Below are 15,430 nucleotides of genomic sequence, written 5' to 3'. Positions count from 1 at the left end.
GGGGTGGGGTGCGGCTCATGTCGGAGACCATAGCGAAATGGCTTCGATGTTCAATAGTTCTTGAACCAATTGACTCCTGACCGTCCCATCGATAGTTCAATAAACATTGAACATAGGGAATCCTCGGATGAGCGTATTCTGGTTGGCCTTGGCGGCCTTTGCGATCGGCACGGAAGGCTTTGTCATTGCAGGGCTTTTGCCGTCGATCGCCACCGACCTGGCGATTTCCGTCCCCGCCGCCGGGCAGTTGGTCACGGCCTACGCCCTCACCTATGCGGTCGGCTCGCCGATCCTGGCGGTGACGCTGAACAATATCGACCGCCGCACCGTGCTGGCCCTGGCGCTATCGACCTTCATCGCCGGAAACCTCGCGGCGATGGTGGCGTCCAACTACGCCCTGCTGCTGGCCTCGCGCATGCTGATGGCGCTGGGCTCCGGCCTGTGCATGCCGACCGCGCTGGCCGTATCCGTGGCCGTCGCGGCGCCGGAACGACGCGGCCGCGCGGTGGCGCTGGTTACCTCCGGCCTCACGGTTGCGACCGTCATCGGCGTTCCGCTCGGCAACCTCGTCGGCAGCCTGCTCGGCTGGCGCGCGACCTTTGCCATGGTCGCCCTGATCGGCGCCGTTGCGCTCGCCGGCCTCCTGCTCGGCCTGCCCCGCGGCCTGCCCCGCAACACGGCTTCGCTCGGCGATCGGCTGGCAGTGGCGCGTCACCGCAATGTCCTGACCGCGCTTCTGATCACGATCCTATGGGCGCTCGGCGGCTTCACAGTGTTCACCTATTTCGCGATCCCGCTGCGCGGCCTTGGATTCGATGCGTCGCAGATCAGCCTCGCGCTGCTGGTGTTCGGCGGCGCCGCTGCGATCGGCAACATGCTCGGCGGCGTCCTGGCCGACCGGCTCGGCACGCTCGCCACAGCAGGTCTCGGGCTTGCCGGCATGGCCAGCGCGCTGATCCTGCATTCGTTGGTCCTGAAGCTGATGCCGGGACAGGCGCATTATGCGGTGCTGGGCGCGATCTTCCTGTGGGGCATCTCGGGCTGGGCGTTCTACCCGGCCCAGGTCGCCAGCATCATCCGGATCGAGCCGCAGGCCTCGATGATCGCGCTCTCGCTCAACGCCTCGGCCATGTATCTCGGATTTGCGATCGGCGGTGCCCTGGGTGGCGCCGTGCTTGCGGCGTGGAGCCCGGCCGATCTCGGCTGGGTCGGCGGACTGAGCGTTTCGGCGGCTGTTCTGGTGCATCTCGCCCGGGGCTGGCAGGCCCGGCCAAAACCGGTCAAAATTGCCGGTTGATGGGCGTTTTTCGGGGTTTCGCCGCCCCGAAAACTGGTCTAAGACCCACCCCGCGCGCGAGGGGGGACCACCGCGCTCTCGGCCAAAGGGACGCGCAGCAGGCGCGCCCTTTTTTTGTGCCCAAATTCCACTTCGGCGAGAGTTGATGCCCAAACGTACAGACATCACCACCATCCTGATCATCGGCGCCGGTCCCATCGTGATCGGCCAGGCCTGCGAGTTCGACTATTCGGGCACCCAGGCGGTGAAGACGCTGAAGGAAGAGGGCTATCGCATCGTCCTCGTCAATTCCAATCCGGCCACCATCATGACCGACCCGGAATTGGCCGATGCGACTTATATCGAGCCGATCACGCCCGAGATCGTCGCGAAAATCATCGAGAAGGAACGCCACGTCATTCCCGGCGGCTTCGCGCTGCTGCCGACCATGGGCGGACAGACCGCGCTGAACTGCGCGCTGTCGCTGCGCCAGCAAGGCACGCTCGAAAAGTTCGACGTCGAGATGATCGGCGCCACCGCGGACGCGATCGACAAGGCCGAAGACCGACAGCTGTTCCGCGAGGCCATGACCAAGATCGGGCTCGAGACGCCGAAGTCGCGGCTCGCCAACGCCTCCGCCCTGAAGAAGTCCTTTCGCGACAAGTACCAGGCCGAACGCGCAAAGGCCTCTGGCGCGGAGCTCGCAGAGCTCGAGCGGCAGTGGACGCTCGGCGAGAGCGACCGTCGCAAGCGTTACCAGGAGTATGCGCTCGGCCAGGCGCTGATGGCGCTGTCCGAGATCGGCCTGCCCGCGATCATCCGCCCCTCCTTCACCATGGGCGGCACCGGTGGCGGCATTGCCTACAACAAGGAAGAGTTCCTCGACATCATCGAGCGCGGCCTGGATGCGTCTCCCACCAACGAAGTGCTGATCGAAGAATCCGTGCTCGGCTGGAAAGAGTACGAGATGGAGGTGGTGCGCGACAAGAAAGACAATTGCATCATCGTCTGCTCGATCGAGAACCTCGATCCGATGGGCGTGCACACCGGCGATTCCATCACGGTGGCGCCGGCGCTGACGCTGACCGACAAGGAATACCAGATCATGCGCGACGCCTCGCTGGCGGTGCTGCGCGAGATCGGCGTCGAGACCGGCGGCTCCAACGTGCAATTCGGCGTCAATCCCGAAGACGGCCGCATGGTCGTCATCGAGATGAATCCGCGCGTGTCGCGTTCCTCCGCCCTGGCTTCGAAAGCCACCGGATTTCCGATCGCAAAGGTCGCCGCCAAGCTTGCGGTCGGCTACACGCTCGACGAAATCGCCAACGACATCACCGGCGGCGCCACGCCGGCCTCGTTCGAGCCGACGATCGACTATGTCGTCACCAAGGTGCCGCGTTTCGCCTTCGAGAAATTCCCCGGCGCCTCCACCACGCTGACCACGTCGATGAAGTCGGTCGGCGAAGTCATGGCGATCGGCCGCACCTTCCAGGAAAGCCTTCAGAAGGCCTTGCGCGGACTCGAGACCGGCCTCACCGGCCTCGACGAGATCGAGATCGAAGGTCTCGGCCGCGACGACGACAAGAATGCGATCCGCGCCGCGCTGGGCACGCCGACGCCGAACCGGCTGCTCCAGGTCGCGCAGGCGATGCGGCTCGGCTGGTCGGACGAGGAGATCTTCAATTCCTGCAAGATCGATCCGTGGTTCCTCAGCGAGATGCGCGGCATCGTCGACATGGAAGCGAAGGTCCGCAAGAACGGCCTGCCGGGTAACGCCTTCGGCATGCGCACGCTCAAGGCCATGGGCTTCTCCGACGCCCGGCTCGCGGTGATCGCGGAGACGACGGAGGCGGAGGTCACGGCGAAGCGCCACGCGCTCGGCGTTCGCCCGGTCTACAAGCGCATCGACACCTGCGCGGCCGAGTTCGCCTCGCCCACCGCCTACATGTACTCGACCTATGAGGCACCGTTCGCGGGCGCGCCTGCGGACGAGAGCTCGCCGTCCGACAAGAAGAAGGTCATCATCCTCGGCGGCGGACCCAACCGCATCGGCCAGGGCATCGAATTCGACTATTGCTGCTGCCACGCCTGCTTCGCGCTGCACGACGCCGGCTACGAATCCATCATGGTCAACTGCAACCCGGAGACGGTTTCGACCGACTACGACACTGCGGACCGGCTCTATTTCGAGCCGCTCACCGCCGAGGACGTGCTGGAGATCATCGCGAAGGAACGCACGAACGGCACGCTGCACGGCGTGATCGTGCAGTTCGGCGGTCAGACCCCGCTCAAGCTCGCGCGTGCGCTGGAAGCCGCCGAAGTGCCGATCCTCGGCACCTCGCCCGATGCCATCGACCTTGCGGAAGACCGCGACCGCTTCAAGCGGGTGCTCGACAAGCTGCGGCTGAAGCAGCCCAAGAACGGCATCGCCTATTCGGTCGAGCAAGCGCGCCTGGTCGCAACCGATCTCGGCTTGCCGCTGGTGGTGCGCCCGTCCTACGTGCTCGGCGGCCGCGCGATGCAAATCATCCGCGAGGAGAACCAGCTCAGCGATTACCTGCTCGGCACGCTGCCGGAGCTGGTGCCGGGAGACGTCAAGGCGCGCTACCCGAACGACAAGACCGGCCAGATCAACACCGTGCTCGGCAAGAACCCGCTGCTGTTCGACCGCTATTTGTCCGACGCGACCGAGATCGACGTCGACTGCCTCTGCGACGGCAAGGACACCTTCATCGTCGGCATCATGGAGCACATCGAGGAAGCCGGCATCCATTCCGGCGACAGCGCCTGCTCGCTGCCGCCGCACTCGCTGGACGACAAGATGATCGAGGAGCTGGAGCGGCAGACCCGCGAGCTGGCGCTCGGCCTCGACGTCGTCGGCCTGATGAATGTGCAATACGCCATCAAGGACGGCGAGATCTACGTGCTCGAAGTTAATCCGCGCGCCTCGCGTACGGTGCCCTTCGTCGCCAAGGTGGTCGGCACGCCCGTTGCGAAGATCGCGGCGCGCATCATGGCCGGCGAGAAGCTTGCCGATTTCAAGCTGAAGAAGGCGAACCTCGATCATGTCGGCGTAAAGGAATCGGTGTTTCCGTTCGCCCGTTTCCCCGGCGTCGATACCGTGCTCGGGCCCGAGATGCGCTCGACCGGCGAGGTCATGGGCATCGACCGCTCCTTCGCGGTGGCGTTCGCCAAGAGCCAGCTCGGCGGCGGCACGCGGGTGCCGCGCAAGGGCACGGTGTTCGTCTCGGTTCGCGAGAGCGACAAGACGCGCATCACCGAGGCCGTTCGCGAGCTGCATTCGCTCGGCTTCAAGGTGCTGGCGACATCCGGCACGGCCCGCTTCCTGACCGACCAGGGCATCCCGACCGAGAAGGTGAACAAGGTGCTGGAGGGCCGGCCGCACATCGTCGACGCCATCACCAATGGCGACGTCCAGCTCGTCTTCAACACCACCGAAGGCCCGCAGGCGCTCGCCGACAGCCGTTCTCTGCGGCGCGCGGCCCTCTTGCATAAAGTGCCGTATTACACCACTCTTTCCGGGGCCGTGGCGGCCGCGCAGGGCATCCGCGCCTATCTGGGCGGGGACCTTGAGGTTCGGACCCTGCAGAGCTACTTTTCGGAAACCTGATCGCGAGCGGGAGGCCCAACCTTCCGCTAAGTGATTGGCGATGAAGCCACTATGGCCGGAGGAACTGTCCGGCCATATGGTTGTTCTGTTCCGGCGCCAAGCCCATATGAACGTTCGGCGGCAAGCGCTTGAGCCCCCGGACAGACTGACGAATCAAGTTGCGTGCGCGCTGGCATGTCAGGGCGCGCGCGACCGAAGGACGAGAGAAGAGATGGAAAAGGTACCGATGACAGCGGGCGGCTTTGCCGCGCTCGGGGAAGAACTGAAGAAGCGCCAGTCGGAGGACCGTCCGCGTATCATCGAGCATATCGCCGAGGCGCGCTCGCACGGAGACCTTTCGGAGAACGCGGAATACCACGCCGCGAAGGAAGAGCAGTCCCACAATGAAGGCCGTATCGCCGAGCTCGAGGACAAGCTGGCGCGCGCCGACATCATCGACATCTCGAAGCTGTCCGGCGACACCATCAAGTTCGGCGCGACCGTGACACTGGTCGACGAGGACACCGAGAAGAAGACGGTGTGGCAGATCGTCGGCGAGGTCGAGGCCGACGCCAAGAAGGGCCGCATCTCCATCACCTCGCCGCTCGCGCGCGCGCTGATCGGCAAGAAGAAGGGCTCAACCGTCGAGGTCAACGCACCCGGCGGCGCCAAGGCTTATGAGATCACCAAGGTGGAGTGGCGGTAACGATTTGCCGTCGCATGTGATTTGAAAAAGGCCGCGCAGTGCGCGGCCTTTTTTGTTGCTGCATGTTGCTGGCAATGAGGTGGGATGATCCCTCCCCCTCGTCATTGCGAGCGCAGCGAAGCAATCCAGAGTCTTTCCGCGGAGACCGCCTGGATTGCTTCGCTCCGCTCGCAATGACGGCGGAGACGCTACCTTCTTGCCCTCACGTCCAGCGGCACGGCCGCCTCGTATTTCGAATTGTGCAGCACCAGCGAGGTTCGCACGTTGCGGACGTGCGGAGCGGCGGTCAGATGGGTGACGAAATCCTGGAAGGTGGCCATGTCGGGGGCGACGCATTTCAGGATGAAATCGACTTCGCCCGACAGCATCCAGCACTCGCGCACCAGCGGCTCGGCGCGGACGAACTCCTCGAAGGCGCGCAAATCGGCCTCGGCCTGGCTGGAGAGGTGCACCGCGGCAAACACCGTAACGTCGAAGCCCAGCTTGCGCGCATCCAGAAGCCCGCGATAGCCGTGGATATACCCCTCCTCCTCCAGCGCCCGGACGCGGCGCAGGCAGGGCGGTGGCGAAATGCCGACGCGCTTGGCCAGCTCGACATTCGTGATTCGACCGTCGGCCTGAATCTCGGTGAGAATTTTCAGGTCGATCTCGTCTAGGTTCCGCGACACGTGATTGGAACTCCTGGCCTTTACGGCGGTATTGGTGGGTCTGTCGCAATCCTCATAGCCCAGACCGCGCACTCGGCGCAATTTTATTGCGCGTGCAGCGCAATCGACTTTTGTTCCTTGTTGGAAAAATCCGCCGACAGGGAATGCAATTCTTGCATAGCTCACCAGAAGGCTTAGATTACCTCTGATATTTCAGCGCCTCCGCGAGGCCTCCCGGCACGTTCCGCGCCCGCGCTGCAGTCCCCCGTGAAAGGCATCTGTCGAAATGTCCGCCGCTGTCCATGCAAAGGTCGTCATCATCGGCTCCGGCCCCGCCGGCTACACGGCGGCGATCTACGCCGCGCGCGCGATGCTCGAGCCGATCCTGATCCAGGGCATTCAGGCGGGCGGCCAGCTCACCATCACCACCGACGTCGAAAACTATCCGGGTTTCGCCGACGTGATCCAGGGCCCCTGGCTGATGGAGCAGATGGAGAAGCAGGCGCTGCATGTGGGCACCCAGATCAAGACCGATCTGGTGACCAAGCTTGACACCTCGCAGCGACCCTTTCGTCTGACCTGCGATAGCGGCGACGTCTATCTCGCCGACGCCGTCATCCTCGCCACCGGCGCCCAAGCGCGCTGGCTCGGGCTGCCGTCCGAAACGAAATTCCAGGGCGGCGGCGTGTCGGCCTGTGCCACCTGTGACGGCTTCTTCTACCGCAACAAGAACGTCGTGGTGGTCGGCGGCGGCAATACCGCGGTCGAGGAAGCCCTGTACCTCACCAACCATGCCTCGCAGGTCACCATCGTGCATCGTCGCGATCACTTCCGCGCCGAACGCATCCTGCAGGAGCGTCTGTTCAAGCACCCGAAGATCAAGGTGATCTGGGACTCAGCCGTCGACGAGATCTGCGGCACCGAGAACCCGAACAAGGTCACTCATGTGCGGCTGAAGAACGTCAAGACCGGCGCCTTGACCGACGTGCCGACCGACGGCGTCTTCGTCGCGATCGGGCATGCCCCGGCGACCGAGCTCGTGGCCGGCCAGATCAAGCTGAAACCGTCGGGCTATGTCGAGGTCGCCCCGAACTCGACCGCCACCTCGGTCCCCGGCCTGTTCGCCGCGGGCGACGTCGCCGACGAGACATATCGTCAAGCGGTCACGGCGGCAGGCCTCGGCTGCATGGCAGCGCTCGAGGCGGAACGATTTTTGGCCCTGCGCGCCAGCGAGCGCGCGGCAGCGGAATAGGCATCATGGCACGAACACGCGACGGATTCACGGATATGGACTGGGACAAGCTGAAGGTGTTTCACGCGGCGGCGGAAGCGGGCAGCTTCACGCACGCGGGCGAGCAGCTCGGCCTGTCGCAATCGGCGGTGTCACGCCAGGTGTCGGCACTGGAGCAAGAACTCTCGGTCTCGCTGTTCCACCGCCACGCGCGCGGCCTGATCCTCACCGAACAGGGCGATCTCTTGTTCCGCACCGCCCATGACGTGTTCATGCAGCTGCAGGCGGCGCGCGCGAAACTGACCGACAGCCGCGAGCGGCCGAGCGGCGATCTCAAGATCACCACCACGCCCGGCGTCGGCATCAACTGGCTGATCCCCCGGCTCGGCGAATTCACCGCGCTCTATCCGGAAATCCGGATCTCGCTGATCGTCACTGACGAGGAGCTCGATCTGTCGATGCGCGAGGCCGACGTCGCGATCCGTACCCGCAAGCCGACGCAGCCGGATCTCATCCAGCGCAAGCTGTTCGCGATGGGTTTCCACGCCTATTGCTCGCCTGATTACATCAAGCGCTTCGGCACGCCGCGTACGCTGGAGGAGCTCGACTCTCATCGCATCATCACGCTCTCCGACGGCAACTTCGCGCCGCATCTTCAGAACCGCAACTGGCTGGTCGAAGCGGGGCGCAACGGCTCGGGTCCGCGCGAAGCCTATTTCAGGGTCAACAACATTCTCGGCCTCGTGCGCGCCTGTCAGCAGGGCCTCGGCATCGCCGCGCTGCCGGACTATCTGATCGAAGAACAGAGCCGCCTCGTGCAGCTGTTCGGCGAATCGGATTCGATCCAGCTCGATACGTATTTTGTTTATCCGGAAGAGCTGAAGACGGTCGCGCGCGTGCAAGTGTTCCGCGATTTCGTGGTGAGCAAGGCGCAGCGCTGGCCGTCCTGATTTCCGCATGTCTGACATGCGGCTTGGACGCTTGATGCAGGGCGCGAGGCTAGCCCATAATGTTTTCACGCTGAGCCTTCGCGTTGCGCATTTGTCCCCCTCCTCCAGTGGCGCGGGAGTTCAGTAATCCCTCTTGGAAGGTGATTGTGTCGGCCTCACGTGGCCAATACCTTAAGCCGGGCTCGATCGAGCCCGGCTTTTTTTTGGCAGATCCGGCCTTCGCCCTCCACGTGTATTGACAGTTCCATGCTTACCCCGCATCATTTGCGAATGATCACGAAGTCGTGCGCAATCTCGTCGACGGCAGTCGCCTCGAAAAAGGGCCCCCATCTGGGGACCTCGGAATTTTGCGCGCGCTAACAGCCTTCGTCATCGCGAGCCGAAACTTCGAAAACCCCGCCGCCTGGACGGGGTTTTTTCATGTGCCTCGTCTCAGGATTTTTCCCGAGAAGGAGATGGACATGACCGGACTACAGGAACAATTGCACGGGCTCTGGCTGCCGCTTGTGACGCCGTTTCGCGACGGCGCTCTCGACGAGAGGTCGCTGCGCCGATTGACCCGGCATTACAGCGGACAGGCCGTCGACGGCTTCATCCTGGGGGCGACCTCCGGTGAAGGCATGACGCTGCGCGACGCGGAGCTCGAACGCCTCGTCGCCATCGTGCGCGACGAGCTGGCCACCGCCCACAGCAAGATTCCGGTCTGCCTCGGATTGTCAGGCGCGGACACTTCGCGGCTGAAGGAGCGTCTCGACGAGACCGCGGACTGGCCGATCGACGGCTATCTGATTGCGAGCCCGTATTATGTGCGGCCGTCGCAACGCGGGTTGCTGGCGCATTTCGAGGCGCTCGCCGATCAGGCCGCCTGGCCGCTCGCGCTCTACAACATCCCCTATCGCACCTCGGTCAACGTCACCAACCAGACGCTGCTGCGGCTTGCCGGGCATCCGAACATCATCGGCCTGAAGGATTGCGGCGCGAGCCGCGAGCAATCCATCGCGCTGCTGCGCGACCGGCCTGCGGGCTTTCGCGTGCTGACCGGCGAGGATGCGAATTATTTCGAGGCGCTCAGCGATGGCGCCGACGGCGGCATCGTGCTGTCAGCCCATCTCGAGACCGCGACGTTTGCGGCTGTCCATGCCGAGCTGAAGCGCGGCAACCACGATGCGGCGCTGGCGCGCTGGCAGGAGGTCGCCGACCTGACGCGCTTGTTGTTCACCGAGCCCAGTCCCGCGCCCGCAAAATACTGGCTGTGGCGTGCGGGCCTGATCGACAGCCCCGAAGTGCGCCTGCCGATGGTCGAGATCGGCAGCGAACTCGCCATCCAGATCGATCGCGAGATCGAGCGACGGATGCAAGTCGCGGCGTAGCTGATAGCCCCTCACCCCACCCTCTCCCCGTAAGAACGGGGAGAGGGAGTGAGAGAGCGGAGTGCGTGGTTAACCGCGCCCGAACGGCCTTCGCTGCTGCCGCATGGTGCATCCACGGCTCGTTTACGCAAACGCGCCTATCGTCTTCATTCAAAGTCTTTTCAAATGGGGGAATGATCATGGGGCAACGCATCCGCCCGACGGCGGCAGACGTCTTCGCGTCAGCCGATTTCATGCGGGGAATTGTTGTGGTGTCGTCGTTCGGCTTCTGGGCTGTGATGCTCGGCCTGATGCCGGTGCTGGTGTTTCGGATCTGGCTGGCGTGAGGCCAGCGCAGGTCCGGATGGTTAACTCGTGGTAGCACCTGTGTTCGAAAGCGCACGAGATTGCGACCCGGATTTTTAAAACATCCAATGTAGCGTTCACGCCCATAAGCGAAGAAATCGCGGGGGCGTTTGTGAATAGTCATAACGAAGTGGCGTCGCATTACGACGCCGAACAGCAGGGCTTCACCACCGAGGACATTCTCTGGGCCGCCGGCATCTGGTCGGTGATCCTCACCCTGTCGCCGGTGATCGTGTTCTACATGCTGATGGTGGCCTAGCTACCAAGTCATCTTCCGGAAAAACGCAAAACGCGCGGATGTCCGCGCGTTTTTCGTCCGGGGGAATGATTTATGAAAAATTACGCCGCCTGCTTGTGCATTGCGCCGGACGCCGACGCCGTGCCGCGAATAGCCTTTACCGAACGTTCGATCGCCGCCCACAGCCTTGCGATTTCCTGAGCCGCACGGCTCTCGGCCTGGTATTCCCGCGCGCCCTCGCCGTGGCTCAGCGCCATCAGCAGATCCGAACGGTTGGTGATCTGGCCGCCCCACACCGGAGCACGGAACTTCGCCAGCGCCTCGCGGGCGATGGTGACGATCGGGCTTTCGGACTCATCGCGGCGCGCTGGCGCACCGTTGAGCACGACCGCGTAGGGCTTGCGAGCCGCACGGCACATCTGGATGGTTTCCTGCACCGCGTTGACGTCGAACACGCCGGGACGGGCGGGAATCACCACCATGGTGGCATTGCGGATGGCGTCGTCGACGACGGCCGACAGGTTCGGCGGGGTGTCGATCAACACCCATTCATAACCGTCGCGCTTGGCAGCGGAGACGATGCCGCTGACCGAGTTCACTGCGGACTTGATCGGCGGCTCGTTGGTGCCACGCAGCTTGTGCCACAGCGTGAGCGAGCCCTGCGGATCCGCATCGACGAGCAGGATCGGCTTGGTCGCCTTGATCTGCGCGGCGAGATGCGCGGCCAGCGTACTCTTGCCCGAGCCACCTTTACGCGATGCAAAAACAATAACGTTCATACCTCTGCCTCCAGATTGACCCCAGGCGGCGAAAATGAATCACCGCGGTGATTCGGGAAAGAAAAATTTATCATAAGTTATGTCGGCGCCATGAAATAACAAAGCGCGTTGGCTTTTGAGTCACACTGTCGCGTGCGACGACGGCTTCACGCCGCCAATCGTGCGTTTTTTGAGCACTCCGGCGGGAAATAATGGAATGCAACCTCGCCGCGCAATCCGTTTCGTGGCCTGTTTCCATCCCGCCTTGTCGCAAGCGTCCGCACGCGGAGGCGAACAAAACGAGTCCGGTGGCTGGTGTGGGACTGATGCCCTGATCAGTTTGGACTCAGCGACGAGGGGCCGGACACGCAAATGCCCGGGACTTCAAACGCACTGCGCGCTTTGGCCCGGGCATGATCGAGTTTCAAAAAGGGAACGCGTGCCCGCGTTCAGCCTTCGCTGGATTTCTTCTTCTTGGCGGTCTTCGTGCTCTTCTTCGCAGGTTTGGGCGCGATGCTGGTCGGCTTGCCGGCGCGGGGCGCGGCCGCCATGCCCGGCTCCGGTCCCGGCCGGAAGAACACCCGGCACTGCGGCGAGAGCTGCGACTTCTTCTGGATCATGCAGGCGGTGATGGCGTCGACGTTCGGAACGAAGTCGCCGCACAGCCGCATCGCATCGGGCGTGCAGGCCTGCTGCTCCTCCTGGGAGTAGGCAAAGCCTTCACTCGGGTGGATCAGGACGGCCAGGGCGATCCCCGTGATCGCAGCAGCAAAGGTCTTGTTGAAACGGAACGGCGGCATCGATCCCCCCAAAATGTCGAGTCGGAGCGGATAGTGGGTGAACGGGAGTTCGTTGGCAACGAGGGCAGATGCGAAAGGCGGGACGTGTGCGGTCTCGGCAACAGGCCCCCCCAAAACAAAAAACGCGAAAACAACCCCATGCACAGTAGCCAAGTCCATGTGTTGATTGGACTTTGCCAATGGTGATTTGCGGATTTTACGAAATGCGGTTTGACTCGTCGGGCAAAACAGGAGCATGATGCCATCATCACAGAACGTGCGTGGGGTGGTCGGCCTGTCTCCTGCGCTGGACAAAAGCGTGAGCGGGACGGAGACGATTGCATGGAGCGAAATGAGGCGGAGCTGCCGCTGTCGGGCGTGACGGTGGTCTCGCTCGAGCAGGCGATCGCGGCTCCTCTTGCCAGCCGCCATCTTGCGGACTGGGGCGCGCGCGTCATCAAGATCGAGCGGCCGGGCGATGGCGATTTCTGCCGGGACTACGATCACGTGATGAACGGGATGTCGAGCCAGTTCGTCTGGACGAACCGGTCGAAGGAGAGCCTCGCCATCGACATCAAAAGCCCGGAAGGACAGGAGGTGCTCGAGGCCCTGCTGCCGCAGGCCGACGTCTTCATCCAGAACCTGGCGCCGGGCGCGGCGGAGCGGCTCGGCCTCGATGCCGCCTCGCTGCTGCGGAAATATCCCCGGATCATCGCCTGCGACGTGTCGGGCTATGGCGCGGGCGGTCCCTACAGCAACAAGAAGGCCTACGATCTCCTGGTGCAGTGCGAGGCCGGCGTCCTCGCCATCAACGGCACCGAGGCGGAGCCCGCCAAGGTCGGACTTTCGGTGGTCGATATCGCCACCGGCATGTACATCCTGAACGGCGTGCTGATGGCGTTGTATCGCCGCGAGCGGACCGGCAAGGGCACCGCCTTCCAGGCCTCGCTGTTCGATTCCATCACGGACTGGATGAGCTATCCCGCCTTCTACACGCAGAGTACGGGCCGGCCGCTGCCGCGAACCGGCGCCAGGCATGCAACGATAGCGCCGTATGGCCCTTTCCGCGTCGGCGACGGCAACACGATCTTCTTCGGCATCCAGAACGACCGGGAATGGCGATCGCTGTGCGCCATTGTGCTTGGCGACGCCGCCTTTGCCGACCACCCCCGCTTCCGCACCAATCCGCTGCGCATGCAGAACAGGGACGATCTGCAGGTCCATATCGAGCAGCGTTTTGCAGCGATGACCAGTGACGAGGTGCTGCGGCTGCTCGACGAGGCCTCGATCGCCAACGCGCACCTGAATTCGGTCGAGGCGTTCCTGGAGCACGAGCAGCTCCGCGCCCGCTCCCGGGTGCAACCGGTGGGATCTCCGTGCGGTCCGGTCATGAGCTTCCTGCCGGCTCTCACCATTCCAGGGCTGTCGCCTCGGATGGATCCGGTGCCTGGCGTCGGCCAGCACAACCAATCCATCCTCAGCGAGCTCGGTCTCGCAAAGGAGACATGACGATGGCCCCTCAGCGGCCGACGCGGGTCTATCTGGCCGTTCCCGCGCATCGCTCCCGTCTCGTCGCCAAGGCGGCTGCCTCGACCGCGGATGCGGTGTTCATGGACCTCGAGGACGCCGTGCCGCCATCCGAGAAGAGCGCGGCGCTGGAGGAAGCTGCGCGGGCGCTGTCCTCACTGGATTGGGGCAGCAAGGTCGTCGCCGTCAGGCTCAACGCCGTCGACAGCCCGTTCATCGCGCAGGAAATCCGCGAGCTCGCTGCGCTGCCCCGGCTGGATTCGGTGATCGTGCCGAAGGCGGAGCGCGCGAGCGACATCGCCGCCATTGCCGATCAGCTGCGCGCGGCCGCGCCGGATCGCCCCTCGCCTGTGGCGCTCGAACTGCTGATCGAGACCGCGCTGGGTCTCGTCAATGTCGACGCGCTCGCCGCCGCGCATCAAAGCGTCGCGGCCCTTCATCTCGGTGTCGGCGATTTCGCGGCGTCGATCGGCGCCCGCTCCTCCGAGATCGGCGCGTCGCCGGACGGCTACCGCCACGTCGGCTCCGCCCAGAGCGGCTACGCTTCCGCGCCGCTCGATCTGTTCGCCTATCCGATGATACGCCTGCTGGTGGCCGCGCGCGCGTTCGGCCTGCGCGCCATCGACGGTCCGTGCGGCGCGTTCCGGGATGGCAGACTGACTGAAAGCAGCGCGCTCAAGGCGGCTGCGATGGGTTTTGACGGCAAGCAGGTGATCCATCCCGACCAGATCGAACCGACGCTGCGGGCGTTCGTCCCCTCCGACACCGAGCTCGCGCACGCGCGCCGGGTGGTCGAGGCCATGGAGCAGGCCGAGGCGCAGGGCCAGGGCGCGGTGACGCTCGACGGCAAGATGATCGACTATGCCAATGTGCGCATGGCGCGCCGGATCATCGAGATGGGGTCGTAGCGGCGCATGGCCACCGTGCTGATCGTCGCGCCGGTATTCGCGCTGATCGCGGCCGGCTATGCCGCGGTGCTGTTTCGCTTCGTCTCCGAGACCGCGCACAAGGGCATCTCCGAATTCGCCTTCAGCATCGCGATTCCCGCGCTGCTGTTCCGCACCATCGTCGTCTCGGAATTTTCCGGCGTCAGTCCCTGGCGGATGTGGGGCGCCTATTACGGCGCGCTCGCGCTCACCTGGATCGCGGCGCTGGCGCTGTCGGCGCTGCTGCGGAAGCGGCGCGAGGATCGCGAGGACGGCGTCGTGTTCGCGATCGGCTCGGTCTACGGCAACATCGTGATGCTCGGCATCCCCCTGACGCTCTCGGCGCTGGGCAACGAGGCCGCAGGCCCGATGGCGCTGATCCTGTCGGTGAACACGCCGCTGCTCTGGCTCTGCGGCATCCTGCAAATGGAATGGGTCAGCCGCAAGCAGACCGGCTCGGCGATGTCGGTGATCCGGCCCGTGCTCACGGATCTCGCGCGCAATCCGCTGATGCTGGGGATCGGTTTTGGCGTGGGCTGGCGTTTCACCGGCCTCGGCCTGCATCCGGTCGTCGACAGGACCGTCGAACTGTTGGCGCAGGCGGGCTCGCCGGCGGCGCTGATCGCGCTCGGCATCAATCTGTTCCGGTTCGAGGTCAAGGGCGAGATGTTGAGCGTCGTCGTGATGAGCGCCCTCAAACTGCTGGCGATGCCTGCGGCCGCCTTCGTGCTGGCAAAGCTGCTCGACCTGCCGCCGCTCGCGGCCGGCGTCGTCGTGCTGTTCGCGGCCATGCCGGCCGGCGCGAACGCGTATATCTTCGCGGTCCAGTATCAGCGGCTGGTGAACCCGGTCTCGGGCGCGGTGGCGCTGGGGACGTTGCTGGCGGCGGTAACATTGCCGGTGGTGGTGTGGGTGGTGGCGAGGTGAAGTGTCAGAGGCCTGCAGAGTGCGCCGCACCACCGCCCGAATATCCAATCAGCGCAGGCCCAGGAACGAGAGCACCACACCAATTACGACGACGAGTCCGACCAGATAGATAATGCCGTTCATGTCTCAGCTCCTCAGCG

14 protein-coding genes are annotated in these 15,430 nt (G+C 64.3%); 11 read left to right on the top strand and 3 right to left on the bottom strand.

Translation table 11 applies throughout. From position 1 onward, the window contains the following. The first annotated feature begins 127 nt into the window (after window positions 1–127). The 3 genes from GWG67_RS27755 to greA all read left to right on the top strand — a co-directional run bounded on the left by GWG67_RS27755 (window position 128) and on the right by greA (window position 5,592). The gene (locus GWG67_RS27755; RefSeq protein WP_275172520.1) at window positions 128–1,297 is read left to right on the top strand and encodes an MFS transporter; all 1,170 of its coding nucleotides are present in this window, start codon (window positions 128–130) and stop codon (window positions 1,295–1,297) included. Between the two features lie 145 nt (window positions 1,298–1,442). Further along, window positions 1,443–4,907 (top strand): carbamoyl-phosphate synthase large subunit, encoded by a 3,465-nt coding sequence (gene carB / locus GWG67_RS27750; protein WP_275172519.1) that lies wholly within the window; start codon window positions 1,443–1,445, stop codon window positions 4,905–4,907. Window positions 4,908–5,118: 211 nt separating this feature from the next. Beyond that, window positions 5,119–5,592 carry a transcription elongation factor GreA gene (gene greA, locus GWG67_RS27745; protein WP_007596674.1) on the top strand — a complete coding sequence of 158 codons (474 nt, stop codon included), beginning with the start codon at window positions 5,119–5,121 and terminating at the stop codon, window positions 5,590–5,592. 188 nt (window positions 5,593–5,780) lie between these two features. Here the strand turns inward: greA and GWG67_RS27740 are convergent, their stop codons facing one another. Then, window positions 5,781–6,260 (bottom strand): Lrp/AsnC family transcriptional regulator, encoded by a 480-nt coding sequence (locus GWG67_RS27740; protein ID WP_275172518.1) that lies wholly within the window; start codon window positions 6,258–6,260, stop codon window positions 5,781–5,783. Between the two features lie 265 nt (window positions 6,261–6,525). On the opposite strand from GWG67_RS27740, the gene trxB reads away from it, so the two are divergent. The 5 genes from trxB (at window position 6,526) to GWG67_RS27715 (ending at window position 10,394) form a co-directional block, all read left to right on the top strand. Continuing rightward, on the top strand, window positions 6,526–7,491 hold the full coding sequence (trxB, locus tag GWG67_RS27735) for a thioredoxin-disulfide reductase (protein WP_275172517.1): 966 nt from the start codon (window positions 6,526–6,528) through the stop codon (window positions 7,489–7,491). A gap of 5 nt (window positions 7,492–7,496) precedes the next feature. Next, entirely contained in the window at window positions 7,497–8,420 is a 924-nt protein-coding gene (locus tag GWG67_RS27730; RefSeq protein ID WP_007614700.1) for a LysR family transcriptional regulator, read from the top strand. A gap of 461 nt (window positions 8,421–8,881) precedes the next feature. Then, entirely contained in the window at window positions 8,882–9,790 is a 909-nt protein-coding gene (locus GWG67_RS27725; protein WP_275172516.1) for a 4-hydroxy-tetrahydrodipicolinate synthase, read from the top strand. A gap of 179 nt (window positions 9,791–9,969) precedes the next feature. Further along, complete coding sequence (locus tag GWG67_RS27720) at window positions 9,970–10,116, top strand: hypothetical protein (protein ID WP_275172514.1); 147 nt, start codon at window positions 9,970–9,972, stop codon at window positions 10,114–10,116. Window positions 10,117–10,247: 131 nt separating this feature from the next. Next, window positions 10,248–10,394 (top strand): hypothetical protein, encoded by a 147-nt coding sequence (locus tag GWG67_RS27715; protein ID WP_275172513.1) that lies wholly within the window; start codon window positions 10,248–10,250, stop codon window positions 10,392–10,394. Between the two features lie 80 nt (window positions 10,395–10,474). Here GWG67_RS27715 and GWG67_RS27710 read toward each other — a convergent pair whose 3' ends face one another. Continuing rightward, the gene (locus GWG67_RS27710; protein WP_007596685.1) at window positions 10,475–11,152 is read right to left on the bottom strand and encodes a ParA family protein; all 678 of its coding nucleotides are present in this window, start codon (window positions 11,150–11,152) and stop codon (window positions 10,475–10,477) included. A 428-nt stretch (window positions 11,153–11,580) separates the two neighbouring features. Beyond that, window positions 11,581–11,931 carry a hypothetical protein gene (locus GWG67_RS27705; protein ID WP_275172526.1) on the bottom strand — a complete coding sequence of 117 codons (351 nt, stop codon included), beginning with the start codon at window positions 11,929–11,931 and terminating at the stop codon, window positions 11,581–11,583. Between the two features lie 321 nt (window positions 11,932–12,252). On the opposite strand from GWG67_RS27705, the gene GWG67_RS27700 reads away from it, so the two are divergent. The 3 genes from GWG67_RS27700 to GWG67_RS27690 are packed head-to-tail and all read left to right on the top strand — an operon-like array spanning window position 12,253 to window position 15,290. Further along, window positions 12,253–13,419, top strand: coding sequence for a CaiB/BaiF CoA-transferase family protein (locus GWG67_RS27700; RefSeq protein ID WP_275172512.1), 1,167 nt, complete (start codon window positions 12,253–12,255; stop codon window positions 13,417–13,419). Continuing rightward, window positions 13,416–14,345, top strand: coding sequence for a CoA ester lyase (locus GWG67_RS27695; protein WP_275172511.1), 930 nt, complete (start codon window positions 13,416–13,418; stop codon window positions 14,343–14,345). The genes GWG67_RS27700 and GWG67_RS27695 overlap by 4 nt, the downstream gene beginning before the upstream one ends. 6 nt (window positions 14,346–14,351) lie before the next feature. Further along, entirely contained in the window at window positions 14,352–15,290 is a 939-nt protein-coding gene (locus GWG67_RS27690) for an AEC family transporter (RefSeq protein ID WP_275172510.1), read from the top strand. Window positions 15,291–15,430: the final 140 nt, after the last annotated feature.

Source organism: Bradyrhizobium sp. CSS354, assembly GCF_029051725.1.
Classification (GTDB): domain Bacteria; phylum Pseudomonadota; class Alphaproteobacteria; order Rhizobiales; family Xanthobacteraceae; genus Bradyrhizobium.
The sequence above is the reverse complement of the archived record's forward strand: the minus strand, read 5'-3'. Positions and strand labels throughout refer to the sequence as shown.

Excerpts from the sequence above, each read along its gene's own strand:
- GWG67_RS27730 (WP_007614700.1), top strand. The coding sequence starts at position 7,497 with ATGGCACGAACACGCGACGGATTCACGGATATGGACTGGGACAAGCTG.
- GWG67_RS27725 (WP_275172516.1), top strand. The coding sequence starts at position 8,882 with ATGACCGGACTACAGGAACAATTGCACGGGCTCTGGCTGCCGCTTGTG.
- GWG67_RS27695 (WP_275172511.1), top strand. The coding sequence starts at position 13,416 with ATGACGATGGCCCCTCAGCGGCCGACGCGGGTCTATCTGGCCGTTCCC.
- carB (WP_275172519.1), top strand. The coding sequence starts at position 1,443 with ATGCCCAAACGTACAGACATCACCACCATCCTGATCATCGGCGCCGGT.
- GWG67_RS27720 (WP_275172514.1), top strand. The coding sequence starts at position 9,970 with ATGGGGCAACGCATCCGCCCGACGGCGGCAGACGTCTTCGCGTCAGCC.
- trxB (WP_275172517.1), top strand. The coding sequence starts at position 6,526 with ATGTCCGCCGCTGTCCATGCAAAGGTCGTCATCATCGGCTCCGGCCCC.
- GWG67_RS27690 (WP_275172510.1), top strand. The coding sequence starts at position 14,352 with ATGGCCACCGTGCTGATCGTCGCGCCGGTATTCGCGCTGATCGCGGCC.
- GWG67_RS27710 (WP_007596685.1), bottom strand. The coding sequence starts at position 11,152 with ATGAACGTTATTGTTTTTGCATCGCGTAAAGGTGGCTCGGGCAAGAGT.
- greA (WP_007596674.1), top strand. The coding sequence starts at position 5,119 with ATGGAAAAGGTACCGATGACAGCGGGCGGCTTTGCCGCGCTCGGGGAA.
- GWG67_RS27755 (WP_275172520.1), top strand. The coding sequence starts at position 128 with ATGAGCGTATTCTGGTTGGCCTTGGCGGCCTTTGCGATCGGCACGGAA.
- GWG67_RS27700 (WP_275172512.1), top strand. The coding sequence starts at position 12,253 with ATGGAGCGAAATGAGGCGGAGCTGCCGCTGTCGGGCGTGACGGTGGTC.
- GWG67_RS27705 (WP_275172526.1), bottom strand. The coding sequence starts at position 11,931 with ATGCCGCCGTTCCGTTTCAACAAGACCTTTGCTGCTGCGATCACGGGG.